This is a genomic window from Nocardia anocheti (assembly GCF_029675105.1).
Lineage (GTDB): Bacteria > Actinomycetota > Actinomycetes > Mycobacteriales > Mycobacteriaceae > Nocardia.
This window is the reverse complement of sequence record NZ_JAQQFV010000011.1, coordinates 172,837-189,099: the sequence shown is the minus strand read 5'-3', so window position 1 is coordinate 189,099 and position 16,263 is coordinate 172,837. Positions and strand designations below refer to the sequence as shown.

Genomic DNA, 16,263 nt, shown 5'->3' with positions numbered 1-16,263 from the left:
AAGGTACTCCAACACCGAATGACGGTCGGGCGCAAGGGTTCTCGAGGCGAACCCGGCCAGGTCAGCCGGGCCTCAGGCGCCCTGGGCGCCGACCGGGGGCACGAACTTTCCGGGGTTGCCGGACAGCCGCGCCTGCACCCACCACGCCAGTTCCACGAGCACGATGCCGACCGCGCCACAGACGAACGCGGCCAGCGTGAGCCGCGGATTCGACGGGTCGAGCTTGAAGAACTCGCGGGTGAACGGGATGGAGAACAGCGCGACGTAGGCCAGCACCGAGGCCGCGATCAGCACCACCTTCCACCACACGTACGGCCGGGCCACCAGGGCCAGCACCCACACCGCGATCATGATCAGCGTGATCAGCGCGGTGGTGCCCGCCTGCACCTTCTGGGTCTCCGAGGCCTCGGGTCCGGCGTAGGCGATGAGATAGGCCACGAAGGTCGCCACGCCGATGACGATGCCCGAGGGCACCGCCAGGCGCATCACCCGGCCGACGAACCCGGTGCGGGCCCGCTCGTTGTTGGGCGCCAGCGACAGGATGAAGGCGGGGATGCCGATGGTGAACCAGGCCGCGATGGTGACGTGGCGCGGCAGGAACGGATACCCGATCGGGTCGTAGCCGAAGATCTGCGAGCCCACGCCCGCGATGCCGACCAGGAAGGCCAGCAGCACCGAGTACACCGTCTTGGTGAGGAACAGATTCGAGACGCGCTCGATATTGCCGATCACCCGGCGGCCCTCCCCCACCACGTAGGGCAGGGTGGCGAACTTGTTGTCCAGCAGCACGATCTGGGCCACCGCGCGGGTGGCCGGGCTGCCCGCGCCCATGGCGACGCCGATGTCGGCGTCCTTGAGGGCCAGCACGTCGTTGACGCCGTCGCCGGTCATGGCCACGGTGTGCCCGCGTGACTGCAGGGCGCCGACCATGGCGCGCTTCTGATCCGGGCGGACCCGGCCGAAGGTGGTCTCGTGGTCGAGCACGTCGGCCAGAGCGGCCTGGTCCTCGGGGAGTTTGCGCGCGTCGACGGCGTGGTCGCCGCCGGGCAGGTCCAGCGAGGAGGCCACCGCGCCCACCGAGACGGCGTTGTCACCGGAGATGACCTTGATCGAGACGTGCTGGCTGGCGAAGTACTCGAGGGTGCCCTTGGCGTCGGGCCGCACCTTCTGCTCGAGCACCACCAGCGCGGCGGGCGAGACGGTGCCGGGGGCGTCGGCGGCGTCGACGGGACGGTCACCGCGGGCCAGCAGCAGCACGCGCAGACCCGAGGAGCCGAGTTCCTCGGCGTGCGCGGCGTCGGCGGAGGACGGATCGAGCAGCACGTCGGGGGCGCCGAGCAGCCAGTCGCCGTGCTCGCCGTAGGAGATGCCGCTCCACTTCTTGGCCGAGGAGAACGGCGCGACGGCGGTCTGCTGCCAGTCCGGGGTGTCGGGCAGGGCTTCGGCGATGGCCTGCACGCTGGCATTGGGGCGCGGGTCGTCGCCCGCCAGCGCGGCCAGGGCCCGCTTCACCTCGTCGGCGTCGAAGTCGCCGAGCGGTTCCACCTGCGACAGACGCATACCGTTCTCGGTGAGGGTGCCGGTCTTGTCCGCGCACACCACGTCGACGCGGGCCAGGCCCTCGATGGCGGGCAGTTCCTGCACCAGGCAGTTGCGTTTGCCCAGGCGCACCACGCCGACGGCGAAGGCGATGGAGGTCATCAGCACCAGGCCCTCGGGCACCATCGGCACCAGGGCCGCGACCATGCCGGTGACGGCCGGTCGCCACGATTCCCCGCTGGAGACCAGCTGGTTGTAGATGCTCAGCGCACCGGCCGGAATGAGCAGGTAGGTGATGAATTTCAGGATCTTGTCGATGCCCGAGCGCAGTTCCGAGTGCACCAGGGTGAACTTGCTGGCCTCCTCGGCCAGCTTGGCCGCGTAGGCGTCCTTGCCGACCTTGGTCGCGCGGTAGGCGCCCGAGCCCGACACCACGAAGCTGCCCGACATGACCGGCGCGCCGACACCCTTGTCGATCGGGTCGGCCTCACCGGTGAGCAGCGACTCGTCGATTTCCAGCGCGGCGGCCTCCTCGATCTCGCCGTCGACGACGATCTGGTCGCCGGGGCCGAGCTCGATCAGGTCGTCGAGCACCACCTCGCCCGGGCTCACCTGCTGGGCGACGCCGTCGCGGCGCACCGTCGGCTTGGCCTGGCTGACGATGGCGAGCTGGTCGAGGGTGCGCTTGGCCCGCACCTCCTGGATGATGCCGACCGCGCTGTTGGCCACGATGAGCAGGCCGAACATGCCGTCGATGATCGAGCCGGTGGACAGCACCAGCACGAACAGCACCCCGAGGATGGCGTTGATGCGGGTGAACACGTTCGCGCGGACGATCTCGCGCACCGACCGGCTCGCTCTGGCCGGGACATCGTTGGTGCGACCGTCGCGGCGACGCTGTTCGACCTGTGCTGCCGTGAGCCCGGTGGCGGCGGGCTCCTGCACGGAAATGGACATGCTCGTCAGGCTACGGCAGACGTAACGTGGGACGAATGCAGCGCAGCGCCTCGCCACCCGGTGTCGTCTTCGGTTCCGGCGCCTACCTGATCTGGGGCCTGTTCCCGGCGTTCTTCGGACTGCTCGCGTTCGCCTCGGCGGCCGAGGTCGTGGCCCAGCGCATCCTCTGGACGCTGGTGGTGGTGCTGCTGGTCCTCGCGCTCACCGGACGACTGCGGGAGCTGGCCGGGATCGACGCGCGGACCTGGCGGCTGGCCGCGGCCGCGTCGGCGGCGATCTCGATCAACTGGGGCACCTACGTGTACGGCGTGATCAGCGGGCACGTGGTGGAGTGCGCGCTCGGGTATTTCATCAATCCGCTGGTCACCGTGGCGTTCGGCGTGGTGTTGTTCCGGGAGCGGCTCACGCGCGCGCAGTGGGTGGCGCTCGGGCTGGGCGCGCTGGCGGTGGTGGTGCTGACCGTCGACTACGGCAGGCCGCCGTGGATCGCGCTGGTCCTGGCCTGCTCGTTCGCCACCTACGGGCTGGTGAAGAAGGTGATCCGGCTCGACGCGGTGCGCGGGATCGCCGCCGAGGGCATCGTCGCGGCGCCCTTCGCGCTGGCCTTCGTCCTCGTGCTGGTGGTGACCGGACGCAGCGAATTCGCCTCCGGCGCCGGTCATGCGGCGCTGATGATGGCGACCGGGCCGGTCACCCTCGTGCCGCTGCTGCTGTTCGCCGTCGCCGCCCAGCGGGTGCCGCTGTCGACCATGGGCATCCTCCAGTACCTCACCCCCGCCTTGCAGATGGCGTGGGGCGTGGCGGTCATGCACGAGCCCATGCCGACTTCCCGCTGGATCGGGTTCGCGCTGATCTGGGCCGGGTTGGCGGTGTTCACCACCGATGCCGTGGCGCGCTCGCGGCGGGGGCGTCGGCGGACGACCGTCGAGCAGGCCGCGCCGCAGGAGTGAGGCGCGCCGTCGAGCCGCGACTTCCGGCGGGGCGGCGCTGAGGTGCGTGGCCGAATCGGCATTCAACCGAGCGGCGAGTATTCCCAGGTCAGGCCGTGTTCGGTGAGGGCGGGTAGGAAGTCGCGGTCGAACGGGGTGGTGCGTTCGATGCTGTGGGCCAGGTCGGCGAGCAGGGCGCCGAGCGAGTGCCAGCCGGGCGGGGACATGTCGGCGGTGTCCTTGCCGAATTCGGTGACACAGCCGCGCAGCGGTCCGGGACGCGTGTCGCAGACCAGCATGGTGCCGTCGCGTTCGGCGATCGGCACGAACTCCGGGACGAACCGGCCCGCTTCCGCGCTCGCCGGGGTGTTCTCGCCCGCGACGGCGAGATCGGGTTCCTCGGCGGCGAGTTCGCACCAGATCGCGCACTGCAGGTCGTGCAGCTCGAGCATCCGGTCCAGGCTCAGCAGGGTCATGCCGGGGAGCAGGTCGGCCGGACCGCCGCCGTCGTGCAGGGTGAACCATTCGCGCAGTTCGGCGGGCCAGGGCACGCCGGTGCCCGCTTCGGCGCGGTCGACGGCGATCGTGCCCGCGCCGGGCCTGGCCAGGTTCGGCCACACCTCGCGGTCGCAGCGGTTCACGACGATCCGCCACAGACGTTCCCACTGACCGGTGACCGGGACGGCGGGCGTGTCCGAGGTCGGTGGGCGCAGGAGTGCGGGGTCGTCGGGTCGGCCGAGGACGGTCTGTCCACCGGGGTGGACGCGCGGGTCGAAGGTGTCGTCGTGCTTCAGCGTGCGGACCGGCGCGGCGTGCTCGAGTGGCCACAACTGGATCAGGACCGCCGCGTCGGCGCGACCACCGTCGCGGCCGCGCGCACTCACCGTGATCCCGTGCAAGCCGGTGGGCAGGCTGGCGAGCTGGTCCAGTCGCGGTGGGCGCGGGGGCGCGAGCGTCACGCCGCTGAGCACGGCCCGCGCGGGGAGCGTCATGGTGCCGGTGTCGACGGTCTCCCACTCGGCGAGATCGCCGAGAATCGGTGCCGTGTCACCGATCTCGAGACCGAGTGCGATCGTGCCCGGAGTCCGGCCGACCCAGATGTGGGCGCTCTCGACGCCACGAAAGTCCGGATGGACGCTCAGGATCGCGCCGGGGCCGGGGCGGCCGACCGCCGGTGGATCGGGGTGCTCGGCCGATCCGATGTACAGCTCCGGTCGCCCGAGTTCGATGGTGTACCAGCGACGCTGTGCCATGGCCCCACTGTGCCGGGTGCGCGCACCGCCCGTCCGGCGACGCGCCGCGGGACCGCCGGTCGTGGCGCGGCCGGGAAATCGCGGTGCGGCACATGCCGACCGGTAGGGTTGTCGATCGGGCAATCGAAGCGTTGTCGCCGGGAGGAGTGGGTCGATGCACGGTTCGGGGTTCTCCGATCGGGTGGCCGGGGTGCTGGTGGGCGGGGCCGCCGGAGACGCGTTGGGGGCGGGGTACGAGTTCACGCGGCCCGGGCCGGATGTGGTGATCGGGATGATCGGGGGCGGACCGTTCGACTGGGCGCCCGGGGAGTGGACCGACGACACGTCGATGGCGCTGGCGATCGCGCTCGCGTCGGTGAACGGGCCGGGGATCGACCTGGACGCGGTGGCGGCGGGGTTCGTGGCGTGGTTCGATTCGCGGCCGCCGGATATCGGGAACCAGACGCGGCAGGTGCTCTCGGCGCGGTCGTCCTCGGCGCTGGCCATGCAGGCGGTGGCGATGTCGCTGACCGGGCGCACCGGCGGCAACGGCTCGCTCATGCGGACCGCGCCGGTCGCGCTGGCCTACCTCGACGACGCCGACGGCTGTATCGCGGCGGCCGGACGGATCGGCATGCTCACCCATCACGACGAGCACGCCGTGGAGGCGTGCAAGATGTGGACCTACGCGATCCGGCACGCGGTGCTGTCGGCCGATTTCGACGGCGTGCGCGACTACGTCGCCCGCTCACCGCACTCCGCGTTCTGGACCGAACGCCTCGACGAAGCCGAAAAAGGCACCCCCGACGACTTCCCGAACAACGGCTGGGTGGTCCACGCCCTACAGACTGCCTGGTGGGCGATCAGCACCACCGACCAGAGCACCCCCGAGCACTTGCCGCGGGCCCTCGAGGCGTGCGTGCGCGCGGGCAACGACACCGACACCACCGCCGCCATCGCGGGCGGCCTGCTCGGCGCCCGCTGGGGCGCCTCCGCGGTCCCCGCCGACTGGCGTGCGATCCTGCACGGCTACCCCGGCCTCACCGGCGCCGACCTCCCCGACCTCGCCCTGCGCATCGCCAACACAAGCCGCTGACCGGGCCTGGTCGGCCGAGCACCACGCCCTGGTGGCGGCATCGCCGGGGAGCCGCCACCGGAGCTACCAGACGGTGATGGTGGGGCCGGGTGTCCAGGTGCCCCAGCGGTTGTCGGAGTGGACGTCGGTGTGCGCGGGGCCCGCGGTGGGGTCGAGAGGGAGGTAGCGCTCGAGGGAGCCCCAGTCGCGGTCCCAGTCGTTGTTCAGGTACGTCGGCAGGGTGCGGGCGGTGAACAGGAGTTGGGTCCAGCCGAGCGGGCCGCCGCCGTCGTGGCCCTGCCACAGGTTGGTGATGGTGGCGCCGTTGCGGTCGGGCAGGATGCGGTATTCGGGCAGGTCGGCGATGCCGTTGTAGGTCGGCAGGTGGTTCTGGCACGGGAAGTGCAGGCCCACCGCCCAGTCGAGCAGGACCGGGCTCTCGCGGCCGACCAGGGCGTTCAGGGTGGTCGTGCGCGGCATGCGCGGCGGGGTCACCGCGAGCCACTGATCGCCGCCGAGATCCTTGTCGGCGGCGACCAGGCGCACGACGTTCGCGTCGCCGGGGATCTGGTCGAGCGGGACGCGCAGGTTGCGCCAGGTGGGCGCGGGGCCGATGTCGATCGGGTCGACCCGGCCTCCTACCGTGACGTCCTCGCCGGAACCGACGGTGCCGTATTCGACGGCCAGGTCCTGGCCGGGGTGGACGATGCCGTCGGCGTCGACCGAGCGGATCCGGCCCGCCACGGCGATCGCCAGCAGCGGCCCGCGCGGACCGTCGGGCAGGCGGAACCAGCCGGTGGTCAGCGACGCCGGTTCCTGCGCGCCGGAGCGGTAGCTGCCCAGGACCGGGGTGCTCGCGGGGTCGAGACCGAACGGGAGCTGCAGCGAGCCCTGACGCGATTCCGAGCCCGCCGAGGTGGAGGCGTCGCGCAGGGTGTCGGGATCGTCGGAGACCGAATTGGCCTGGCCGGTGGTCGATTCCACCTCGTCGGAGGTGAGCACCGGGGCCACGCCGTCGGGCCGGAAACCGGTCGACTCACCGGCGAGCGCGGTGGTGACATCGCCGCTGAGCGGGGACAGCATCGAGGCGTTCGGGTCGGTTTCGACCAGGACCTCGTCGGCCATCCCGCAGCCTCCGGCGAAGGCGGCCTGGAAGTTGGAGCTGGCCAGCGAGTACGCCGGGTACTGCGCGACCGTCGCTTTCGCGAAGGAGGCCAGCTCGAAGAGCACCATCATGGCGGCGGCGATCGCCAGCACCGGCAACCCGGCCAGCCTGGTCGCGCGCGGCTTGGGGCTCGGATGGATGTGGTACCAGGCGGCGACGGCCAGGGCGAGCACGGTCAACGCGACGAACGCGGTCGACAGGCCGTATCCGGCGACCGTCGGCGGCTTGTCCCACCACGGGATGCCCCACGAGGACACGTACCAGTAGCCGTTGGCGCCGACGAAGGTCATGGCCAGGGCGAAGAACACCGCCGCGGCGAACAGCGCCCGATTGCGCAGCGGCCGCAGCACCTCCGAGCTCACCGCGACCGCGGTCACCGCGGCGACACAGGTGGCCAGGCCCGCGAACACACCGAACTGGTGGGTCCACTTGGTGGGCGAGAACATCATCAGCGCCATGGCGGCGACGGTGATGCCGAGCATGCGCCGGGTCGGGCCGACCGCGATGCCCGGGATGCGCCCGCCGCGCCGCAGCAGGGTGACGGTGCAGACCAGCAGGCCCAGCAGCATGACGAACACCCCGAAGCGCCGCGTCAGCCAGCCGTCGGCATTGAGCTGCAACAGGTACTGGTAGCGCAGGAACTCGAAGAACCAGGACTCCCCCGGCCCGATTCCGCTGTGCACGGCGAACATCTCGCGCACCCCGGCCAGGGTCCGGTCGGCGAACACGACGGTGAGCACCACCGTGCCCGCGGCCAGGACCGGCAGCAGCTGGGCGAGATAGCCCACCGTCCGCGCGCGGCGCACGATCACGGCCGTCACCACGCGGGCACCGGCGACCAGCGCGCCCAGGCAGATCAGGCCAGAGGGGGCGCCGGTGAGGGTGAACGCGGCCACGATCACCGCGACCGCGAACGGCAGCACCCGCCGGGTCGCGATCGCCCGTTCGACCGACACCCAGGTGACCAGCACACCCAGCGCGACCACGAATTCCGCGCGCAGACCGTTGTTGTAGGGCAGCCAGAAGGCCAGGAACACCAGCGCCGCGGTCCAGGTGACCACCTTGCGGTGCCGCATCGCGACACCGAGGCGGGGCAGCACCTCGCGGCTGATCAGCCACCAGGTGAGGATGCCCGCGCCGAGTGCGGGCAGACGCACCAGCGGGCTGACCGCGGAGATATGGGTGATCCACCCGATGATGTCGGTGTAGGGGGTGTAGAACGGGCCCTCGTCGACGCTGAACCAGCGGTAGTAGTTCGACATGTTGCCCGAACTGCGCGCGCCCCTGGCCATGCCGAGGATGTAGCCGTCGTCGGAGGTGTTGGCGCCGATGAAGTGCCAGACGACCAGGGTCGCGAAGACCAGCCAGTCGACCGGACGCAGCCGCCACCAGCGCTGCGGCAGGAACCGGCGGGCCGAACGCCCGTCGAGGGCGTCGAGGCGGTGCAGGGCGTAGAGCGACAGGGCCGTCGCCAGCAGGCACAGGACGATCACGGCCAGCTTGGGCCAGGTGGGCGAGGTGGTGTAGCGGGCGTCGACGTCGACGCGCACGGCCAGGTCGGCCGGAGCGGTCGTCAGCTCGCTGAACACCCCGACGACCTGCGGCCGCCGATCCCCCGGCACGGTCGCGCCCGACGCGCCGAAACCGGTGGTGGTGACGACGGATTCGTCCGGGGTGAGCGAGACGGTGAGCGCGCAGGACCGGTCGATGGTCTCGGCCAGCGGCGCGGTCCACAGCAGCGTCGAGCGCGAGACCACATCCACCCGCCCCGGCCGCTCGTCGGTATCGGCGACGACCTTCACGACGAAGCCGTAGCGTTCCATGTCCGCCGACTGCCGAGGCACGGTCGACACCGCGACCCCACCCTCGGCCGCCAGCGAACTCAACGCACTACACGGCACCGTGGCCGACAGCGCGGCGGGCGCGTAGGCCACCAGCGGCGCCTCAACCCCCGCGACCGACCCCCGCTGCGGCCACGACACCGAGGCCGCGTCGACCCGCACCGGCAGAAACGGAATGGCCACCGCGGCCAGCACCGCGAACAGCCCCGCGACGATCGCGACGATCCGCGCCCATCCCCCGCGCGCTCCCCCGTCACCCGCCGCCGAAGCATCCTTGGGCGGATGCCCCCGCCGCACGATCGTCTCTACCACGGGGCCCGATAGTAGCCGCGCCCCGAACATCATCCCCCTCCGGCCGAGGCCCGCCCCGCGGGGCAAACCGCCATAACCGCCCTACCGGCCCCGCACACCCCGACCCTGAGGAGGGGCCGCCGCGCAGCGGCGGTTCGCGGCGGGTCGCCGGTCAGGCGCCGCTGCGTACGCGACGAAGGAGCAAGCAGCGGTGCCTGACCGGCGGCCCTTCAGGGCCGCGAACCCGAGCGCGCCAGCGCTCCAACAAACACAGCTCAGGCGCAAGCCACCGACTGCTGGCCGAAGTTGGTCAGCATCTGGCAGGCCCACGCCTTCTGGACCTTCCACTTGCCGTCCTCGGCGACGAACGGCACGTCGACCACATTGGTCTGCCCGTTCACCGTGAAGTCGGCCTTGGCGTTGACGCTGTCGCCGAAGGAGGTCACCTCGGTGACCTGCACCTGCACCCCGGCGTCCTGTGCGGCCTGCGCCAGCCGGTTGGGCAGTTCGGGGTCGGCCGACCCACCCTGGACGAAGTCCAGCTTCTGGTCGTTGGGCACCGACGGGTCCAGGGCCGTGTTGAGCTGCTCGTTGAGCTGCTCGACCGTCGGCACCGGCGGGAGGTCGGCCGCGGCGGAGGCGGTGGTGGTCATGGCGCTGGTGGTGGACTTGGCGGCGGGCTTGTCACCCTTGTCGTCGCTGCACGCGCTCAGCCCGAGGGCGGCGACCACCGCCAGTCCGGCGATCGCGACACGTCCGGTCGTACGAAGCTTCAACTTCTCGTCCTTTGCGTTCGAGGTGGCAGAGATTCCATCGCGGTTGCCGAGGCTACTCCTCAGGCGAGGCTGTCGAGCGGATCCGCCCGGCACAGCCCGGTGTCGTCGGCTGGAAAGGTACGCGCCGGACCCGGGCCTGTCGAGCTCGTCTCGAACCGTACCGTGACCACCCCGTAGCCCGCGCCCTGCACCCACCCGTGCCCGTGGTCCGGATGCCGCACGTCCATGCCCGGAAACCACTGCCCGGCGGGCGGATCGCGGGGTTGCTCCGGTTCCGGGGCGGGTTCGTCGACGGTGGCCAGGTCTTCGGGGACGGCTTGGTCGAGTTCGGGGAACAGCGATTCCTGCCGGACCAGCGACAGGCCGCCGTAGCCGACCCCGACCAGCCGGATCGGTCCGAGTTCGGCCGGGTCGATGGCCGAGCGTTGCGCGGCGGCGGTGAGGGTGGCCGGGTCGGTGGTGGCGTAGGGCAGGGTGAACGACCTGGTCACGATGCCCATATCGGATTTCTTGAGTTTGAGTACGACGGTGCGCGCGGCCCGCCCGTCGCGTTCGAGGCGGCGGTGCGCGGCGGCGGCCATGGCGGTGACGGCGGCGCGCAGGTCGGGCAGGGTGACGATGTCGCGCTCGTAGGTGTTCTCGGCGCTGATCTGTTTGGCCTCGGCGCGTTCGGTGACCGGACGGTCGTCGACGCCGCGGGCCAGCCGGTGCAGCGCGGCCCCCACGCTGCCGCCCAGGATGGAGGCCGCCTCCGATTCCGGCAGCGCCGCGAACGCGCCCACGGTCTCGATGCCGAGACTGCGCAGCCTGCCCTCGGCGACCGGCCCGATCCCCCACAGCTTGCGCACCGGCAACGCGGCCAGTAGCGCGCCCTGTTCGGCGGGCGAGATGACGCGCAGCCCGTCGGGTTTGGCCAGCCCGGACCCGATCTTCGCCAGCTGCTTGCCGGTCCCGGCGCCGATCGAGGCGGTCAGCCCGGTGTGCGCGCGCACCAGCTCGCGCAGCCCCTGGCAGTACCGTTCGACCTCGGCCACGCTGGCTCCGGCCAGTTCGGCGGGCTCGCCGAACGCCTCGTCGAACGACAGCGTCTCCAGCACCGGGATGCGACCGCGCAGGACGTCGAACACCCGCGCGCTCAGCACCGAGTACACCGCCCCGCGTGGCGGGACCACCACCGCCGAGACACCGATCAGGCGCCGCGCCTGGTGCATGGGCATGGCCGAGCGGGCGCCGTAGACGCGGGCCTCGTAGCTGGCTCCGGCCACCACGCCCCGCTGCCCCACCCCGCCGACCAGTACCGGCCTGCCGCGCAGGGTCGGCCGGGTGAGCTGTTCGGCCGAGGCGAAGAAGGCGTCCATATCGATGTGCAGCACCCAGCGGCGGCCGGTGACCGCGGCGTCGGCCCTGGTGTCGGTGCTCACCAGCCGCAATCTACGCGGCGGTACCGACACCGACGCCAGGCCGGTTGACAGCCATGCCACAGCCAGGACACAGGTGGGTGTGTGATGATCGGAGGATGAAGATCCGCAAGGCTGTCATTCCGGCGGCGGGCATCGGCTCCCGGCTGCTCCCGCTGACCAAGGCGACGCCGAAGGAGATGCTGCCGGTCGGCGACAAGCCGGTCATCGAGCACACCGTCCGCGAGCTGGTCTCCTCGGGCATCACCGACATCACCATCGTGGTCAGCGGCGGCAAGTCGCTGATCCAGGACCACTTCCGGCCGAACCCGGCATTGGTCGCGCAGCTACGCGCCGACGGCAAGGCCGCTTTCGCCGACGCGGTGGAGGAGGTCGGCGAGCTCTCGCAGGCCGGGCACATCACCTACCTGGACCAGCACGGCCCCTACGGCAACGGCACCCCGGTGCTCAACGCCGCCCGGCATCTCGGCGACGAGCCGATGCTGGTGCTGTGGCCCGACGACGTGTTCGTCGCCGAGGTCCCGCGCGCCCAGCAGCTCATCACCGCCTACGAGTCGACCGGCTGCCCGGTGCTGGCCCTGCTGCCGATGGAACCGGGCGAATCGCAGCGCTACGGCGTGCCGGTGGTCCGCGAGGACCTCGACGACGGCCTGCTGCGCATCTCCGGCCTGATGGAGAAGCCCAAGCCCGAGGACGCCCCCTCGGCGTTCGCGGCGATCGGCGGGTACGTGGTGACCCCGGGCATCATCGAGGAGCTGCAGCAGCAGACCGACAACTGGTACACGCACCAGACCGGCGAGGTGTACCTGACCGACGCGATCAACAACTACGCCGCCAACCACGCGGTGTACGGCCAGGTCATCCAGGGCCGCTGGTACGACACCGGCAACCCGGCCGACTACCTGGTCGCCCAGTTCGCCTCGGCGCTGGCCCATCCCGAGTACGGGCCGCTGCTGCGTCAACTGGTCGACTAGAACCTTCTGATCGCGAAGATGTCGAATTCGCGCAGGGGATGCAGGCCGACCGGGACGCCCCAGTCGTGGGCGTCGAGGATCTGGCCCATCCCCGCGTAGATGCCGACGTGTGAGCCGTCGCCGTTGAGGATGACGACATCACCGGGCGCCAGGCCGCCGTAGGTCACCGGCAGGCCGACCTCGGCCTGCTCCCAGGTGGTGCGCGGCAGGATGACACCCACCTGGCGGAAGGCCCACTGCACCAGCGCCGAGCAGTCCCACGCGTGCGGGCCCATCGCGCCCCACTCGTAGGGTTTGCCGATCTGGGTGGCCGCGGCGGTGAGCGCGCCGATGCCGGTGGCGCTGGGGAACGGGATCATGCCCGAACCGCTGGAGCTGCCGGTGGAGGAGCCCGACGGGCCCGAGCCCGAGGAACTGCCGGTCTGCGACCAGGCAGGCCCGGCGAGCACCAGGGTGGTGACGAGCGTGGCAGCGAAGCCGAAGGCCAACCGTCGCAGTACTTTTCGTCGCACAGGAGCGCCCTTCCGGTTACCCACGTGGACCGGTGTCGCGCCGAGCGTGTCGCTACCCTCGGCGCGGCACCGTTTCCACAGGACAATCGTCACGAACAGTCACTGCCGCCTCAGCGGGTTCCATGCGCATCAGCAGTAACGCTGATTGATTCTGCGCGATGATGCGACCGCTGTCAGCTACATCAGCAAACTCCCAGCACCTTCCGCGCGCCGCACCGGAAACGACAGCGCCCCCACGCCGTGAACGACGTGGGGGCGCTGCGTGCGAGCGGTCAGGCTTTGGCGACGTCGGCTCGGACGCCGCCGGTGAGTTCGGCCGCCGCGCCGGTGGCCGCGCCGAATTCCAGGCTGGTGGCCAGGATCTCGCCCGCGATCAGATCGCGGTGGGTCCGCGCCCAGTCCAGCCGTTCGGCCGGGACCTCGAGCAGTACCGAGATCCGGTCGGAGACCTCGAGCCCACGGGCCTTGCGGGTCTCCTGCAGATCGCGGATGAGGTCGCGGGCCCAGCCCTCGGCCTCCAGTTCCTCGGTGACCACCGAGTTCAGCACCACCAGACCGGCATTACCGGGCAGGGCGGCGGTGGACTCGGGCTCGGCCGCGACCAGGCGCTGGGTGTACTCCTCGGGCAGCAGGGTGATCCCGGCCGCGCTGACCACACCGTCGGCGGACTCGGTCCACTCCCCCGCCTTGACGGCCTTGATCACCGTCTGCACCTGCTTGCCCAGGCGCGGACCGGCCGCCCGCGCGTTGACGGCCAGCTCGAAGCGGCCGTGGCTGGCCACATCGGTGGTCAGGTCGACCTTCTTGACGTTGACCTCGTCGGCGATCAGCTCGACGAACGGCGCGAGCCGCTCGGCGTCGGCCGCGGCGATGGTGGTCTCGGCCAGCGGCAGACGCACCCGCAGGTTCTTGGCCTTGCGCAGGCTCAGCACCGTCGAGCAGACCGTGCGCACCTCGTCCATCGAGGCCACCAGCTCACGATCGTGGGGCAGCTCGTCGGCGGCGGGCCAGTCGGCCAGGTGCACCGAACGCCCACCGGTGAGCCCACGCCAGATCACCTCGCTGACCAGCGGCAGCAGCGGCGCGGACAGGCGGGTGACCACCTCGAGCACCGTGTGTAGCGTGTCGACGGCGTCGCGGTCCTCGGACCAGAACCGCGACCGCGACCGGCGCACGTACCAGTTGGTGAGCGCGTCGGCGAAGGACCGCAGTTCCTCGGCGGCACCGGCGATGTCGTAGGTCTCGAGCGCCTCGGTGATCACATCGCGGGTCACCGCGAGCTTGGCCAGGATGTAGCGGTCGAGCACATTCGGCGAATCCGTGCGCCACGTCCCCGGCTTGGAGGCGTAGAGCTGCAGGAAGGTCCACGCGTTCCACAGCGGGCGCAGCGCGTGGCTGACGCCTTCGCGGATGCCGCGCTCGGTGACGATGAGGTTGCCGCCGCGCAGGATCGGCGAGCTCATCAGGAACCAGCGCATGGCGTCGGAGCCGTCGCGGTCGAAGACCTCGTTGACGTCGGGGTAGTTGCCCTTGGACTTCGACATCTTCAGGCCGTCGTCACCGAGCACGATGCCGTGCGCGGAGACCGTCTTGAACGCGGGCGAGTCGAACAGCGCCGTGGCCAGCACGTGCAGGGTGTAGAACCAGCCGCGGGTCTGCCCGTTGTACTCGACGATGAAATCGCCGGGGAAGTGACTGTCGAACCACTCCTTGTTCTCGAACGGGTAGTGCACCTGGGCATACGGCATCGAGCCCGACTCGAACCAGCAGTCGAGCACCTCGGGCACCCGGCGCATGGTCGAGTTCCCGGTCGGGTCATCGGGATTGGGCCGGGTGAGGTCGTCGATGTAGGGGCGGTGCAGGTCGGCCGGGCGCACGCCGAAGTCGCGCTCGAGCTCGTCGAGCGAGCCGTAGACGTCCACGCGCGGGTAGGCCGGGTCGTCGGAGACCCACACCGGGATCGGGCTGCCCCAGTAGCGGTTGCGGCTGATGTTCCAGTCGCGCGCGCCCTCGAGCCACTTGCCGAACTGGCCGTCGCGGATGTGCTCGGGCACCCAGCTGATGCGCTGGTTGAGCTCGACCATCCGGTCGCGGAACTTGGTCACCGCGACGAACCAGGACGGCACCGCCATGTAGATCAGCGGCTGCCCCGAACGCCAGCTGTGCGGGTAGGAGTGCTCGATCGTCTCGTGCCGCAACAGCTTTCCGGCGGCCTTGAGATCCTTGATGATCACCGGGTTGGCGTCGAAGACCATCAGGCCCTCGTACGGCGGCACCATCGAGGTGAACTTGCCGCCCGGATCGAGCGGTTGCACGATCTCGATGCCGTTGGCCGTGGCCACATCCATGTCCTCCTCACCGAAAGCCGGTGCGAGGTGGACGATTCCGGTGCCGGAATCGGTGGTGACGTAGTCGGCGGTGAGCACGCGGTGCGCGTTCGGGTGACCGAGGAAGAAGTCGAACGGCGGGGCGTAGGACAGCCCGGCCAGCGCCGCGCCGTCGTACTCGCCGAGCATCTCGGGCTCCTCGCCGAACTCCCGGACGTAGTGCGAGACCCGTTCGGCGGCAAGCAGATAGCGCTTGCCGTCGGCGGCGCGCAGATGCACGTAGCGCACGTCGGGGTGCACCGCGACGGCCAGGTTGGACGGCAGCGTCCACGGCGTGGTGGTCCAGATCAGCGCGTTCGCGCCGTCGAGGGCGGCCAGGGGATGCTCGGCGGGCACGCTGAGCACCATGTCGACGGTGACCGCCGGGTCCTGGCGCATCTTGTAGGCGTCGTCGAGGCGGGTCTCCTGGTTCGACAGCGGCGTCTGCTCGTACCAGCTGTAGGGCAGCACCCGGAAGCCCTGGTAGATCAGGCCCTTGTCGTAGAGGGTCTTGAAGGCCCACATCACCGACTCCATGAAGTCGAGATCGAGGGTCTTGTAGTCGTTGTCGAAGTCGACCCAGCGCGCCTGGCGGGTGACGTAGTCGCGCCACTCGCCGGTGTAGCGCAGCACCGAGGACTTACAGGCGGCGTTGAACTCGGCCAGCCCCATCTCGTCGATCTGCGCCTTGTCGGTGATGCCGAGCTGCTTCTCGGCCTCGATCTCGGCGGGCAGGCCGTGGGTGTCCCAGCCGAAGCGGCGGTCGACCAGCTTGCCGCGCATGGTCTGGAAGCGCGGGATCAGGTCCTTGACGTAGCCGGTGAGCAGGTGGCCGTAGTGCGGCAGACCGTTGGCGAAGGGCGGGCCGTCGTAGAAGACGAATTCCTCGGCGCCCGCGCGATTGGCCAGGCTGGCCTGGAAAGTATCGTCGGCGGCCCAGTAGGACAGCACCTGCTGTTCGAGTTCCGGGAATGTGGCACCGGACTTCGCGCCGAAATCGACCCGCGGGTACGCGCCACCGGTGGTTGTCTCGTCCGCCATCGCGGAAGTGCTCCTCGTGCCGTCGCGCCGTCGGCGCGTTCCTGGGCACGGGGACGATGCCGACGCCGGTGCGCCGAGACCGCGGTACCACCCCGCTTGCGCGTCCCGACGGGGAACGCGCCTCTCGTGGTGAGCTGTGACGGGCTC

The 16,263-nt window shown here is 70.8% G+C and carries 10 protein-coding genes; 3 read left to right on the top strand and 7 right to left on the bottom strand.

What is annotated here, in order from left to right:
• Nucleotides 1-72: 72 nt before the first annotated feature.
• Nucleotides 73-2,496 (bottom strand): cation-translocating P-type ATPase, encoded by a 2,424-nt coding sequence (locus QC180_RS26690; protein ID WP_278265574.1) that lies wholly within the window; start codon nt 2,494-2,496, stop codon nt 73-75.
• Between the two features lie 35 nt (nt 2,497-2,531).
• Between QC180_RS26690 and rarD the strand changes: the two genes are divergently transcribed.
• Nucleotides 2,532-3,446, top strand: coding sequence for an EamA family transporter RarD (gene rarD, locus QC180_RS26685; RefSeq protein WP_278265573.1), 915 nt, complete (start codon nt 2,532-2,534; stop codon nt 3,444-3,446).
• Nucleotides 3,447-3,508: 62 nt separating this feature from the next.
• Here the strand turns inward: rarD and QC180_RS26680 are convergent, their stop codons facing one another.
• Nucleotides 3,509-4,678, bottom strand: coding sequence for an SMI1/KNR4 family protein (locus QC180_RS26680; RefSeq protein ID WP_278265572.1), 1,170 nt, complete (start codon nt 4,676-4,678; stop codon nt 3,509-3,511).
• A gap of 154 nt (nt 4,679-4,832) precedes the next feature.
• Between QC180_RS26680 and QC180_RS26675 the strand changes: the two genes are divergently transcribed.
• The gene (locus QC180_RS26675; RefSeq protein ID WP_278265571.1) at nt 4,833-5,753 is read left to right on the top strand and encodes an ADP-ribosylglycohydrolase family protein; all 921 of its coding nucleotides are present in this window, start codon (nt 4,833-4,835) and stop codon (nt 5,751-5,753) included.
• A gap of 63 nt (nt 5,754-5,816) precedes the next feature.
• On the opposite strand, the gene QC180_RS26670 is transcribed toward QC180_RS26675, so the two are convergent.
• The 3 genes from QC180_RS26670 to QC180_RS26660 all read right to left on the bottom strand — a co-directional run bounded on the left by QC180_RS26670 (nt 5,817) and on the right by QC180_RS26660 (nt 11,163).
• Nucleotides 5,817-9,050 carry an arabinosyltransferase domain-containing protein gene (locus QC180_RS26670; RefSeq protein ID WP_278265570.1) on the bottom strand — a complete coding sequence of 1,078 codons (3,234 nt, stop codon included), beginning with the start codon at nt 9,048-9,050 and terminating at the stop codon, nt 5,817-5,819.
• 254 nt (nt 9,051-9,304) lie between these two features.
• Complete coding sequence (locus tag QC180_RS26665; RefSeq protein WP_278265569.1) at nt 9,305-9,805, bottom strand: WKL family lipoprotein; 501 nt, start codon at nt 9,803-9,805, stop codon at nt 9,305-9,307.
• 59 nt (nt 9,806-9,864) lie between these two features.
• Nucleotides 9,865-11,163: a DNA polymerase IV gene (locus QC180_RS26660; RefSeq protein ID WP_474646548.1), complete on the bottom strand. Its 1,299-nt coding sequence runs from the start codon at nt 11,161-11,163 to the stop codon at nt 9,865-9,867.
• A gap of 158 nt (nt 11,164-11,321) precedes the next feature.
• Here QC180_RS26660 and QC180_RS26655 point away from each other — a divergent pair, with 158 nt between their 5' ends.
• Nucleotides 11,322-12,197 carry a UTP--glucose-1-phosphate uridylyltransferase gene (locus QC180_RS26655; protein ID WP_278265567.1) on the top strand — a complete coding sequence of 292 codons (876 nt, stop codon included), beginning with the start codon at nt 11,322-11,324 and terminating at the stop codon, nt 12,195-12,197.
• On the opposite strand, the gene QC180_RS26650 is transcribed toward QC180_RS26655, so the two are convergent.
• A complete protein-coding gene (locus QC180_RS26650) occupies nt 12,194-12,709 on the bottom strand; it encodes an NlpC/P60 family protein (RefSeq protein ID WP_474646545.1) in 516 nt (171 codons plus the stop codon). The two genes, QC180_RS26655 and QC180_RS26650, sit on opposite strands and share 4 nt — an antisense overlap.
• A gap of 272 nt (nt 12,710-12,981) precedes the next feature.
• On the bottom strand, nt 12,982-16,116 hold the full coding sequence (gene ileS, locus QC180_RS26645) for an isoleucine--tRNA ligase (protein ID WP_278265566.1): 3,135 nt from the start codon (nt 16,114-16,116) through the stop codon (nt 12,982-12,984).
• Nucleotides 16,117-16,263 lie beyond the last annotated feature (147 nt).

Excerpts from the sequence above, each read along its gene's own strand:
- rarD (WP_278265573.1), top strand. The coding sequence starts at position 2,532 with ATGCAGCGCAGCGCCTCGCCACCCGGTGTCGTCTTCGGTTCCGGCGCC.
- QC180_RS26660 (WP_474646548.1), bottom strand. The coding sequence starts at position 11,163 with ATGGACGCCTTCTTCGCCTCGGCCGAACAGCTCACCCGGCCGACCCTG.
- QC180_RS26680 (WP_278265572.1), bottom strand. The coding sequence starts at position 4,678 with ATGGCACAGCGTCGCTGGTACACCATCGAACTCGGGCGACCGGAGCTG.
- QC180_RS26690 (WP_278265574.1), bottom strand. The coding sequence starts at position 2,496 with ATGTCCATTTCCGTGCAGGAGCCCGCCGCCACCGGGCTCACGGCAGCA.
- ileS (WP_278265566.1), bottom strand. The coding sequence starts at position 16,116 with ATGGCGGACGAGACAACCACCGGTGGCGCGTACCCGCGGGTCGATTTC.
- QC180_RS26655 (WP_278265567.1), top strand. The coding sequence starts at position 11,322 with ATGAAGATCCGCAAGGCTGTCATTCCGGCGGCGGGCATCGGCTCCCGG.
- QC180_RS26675 (WP_278265571.1), top strand. The coding sequence starts at position 4,833 with ATGCACGGTTCGGGGTTCTCCGATCGGGTGGCCGGGGTGCTGGTGGGC.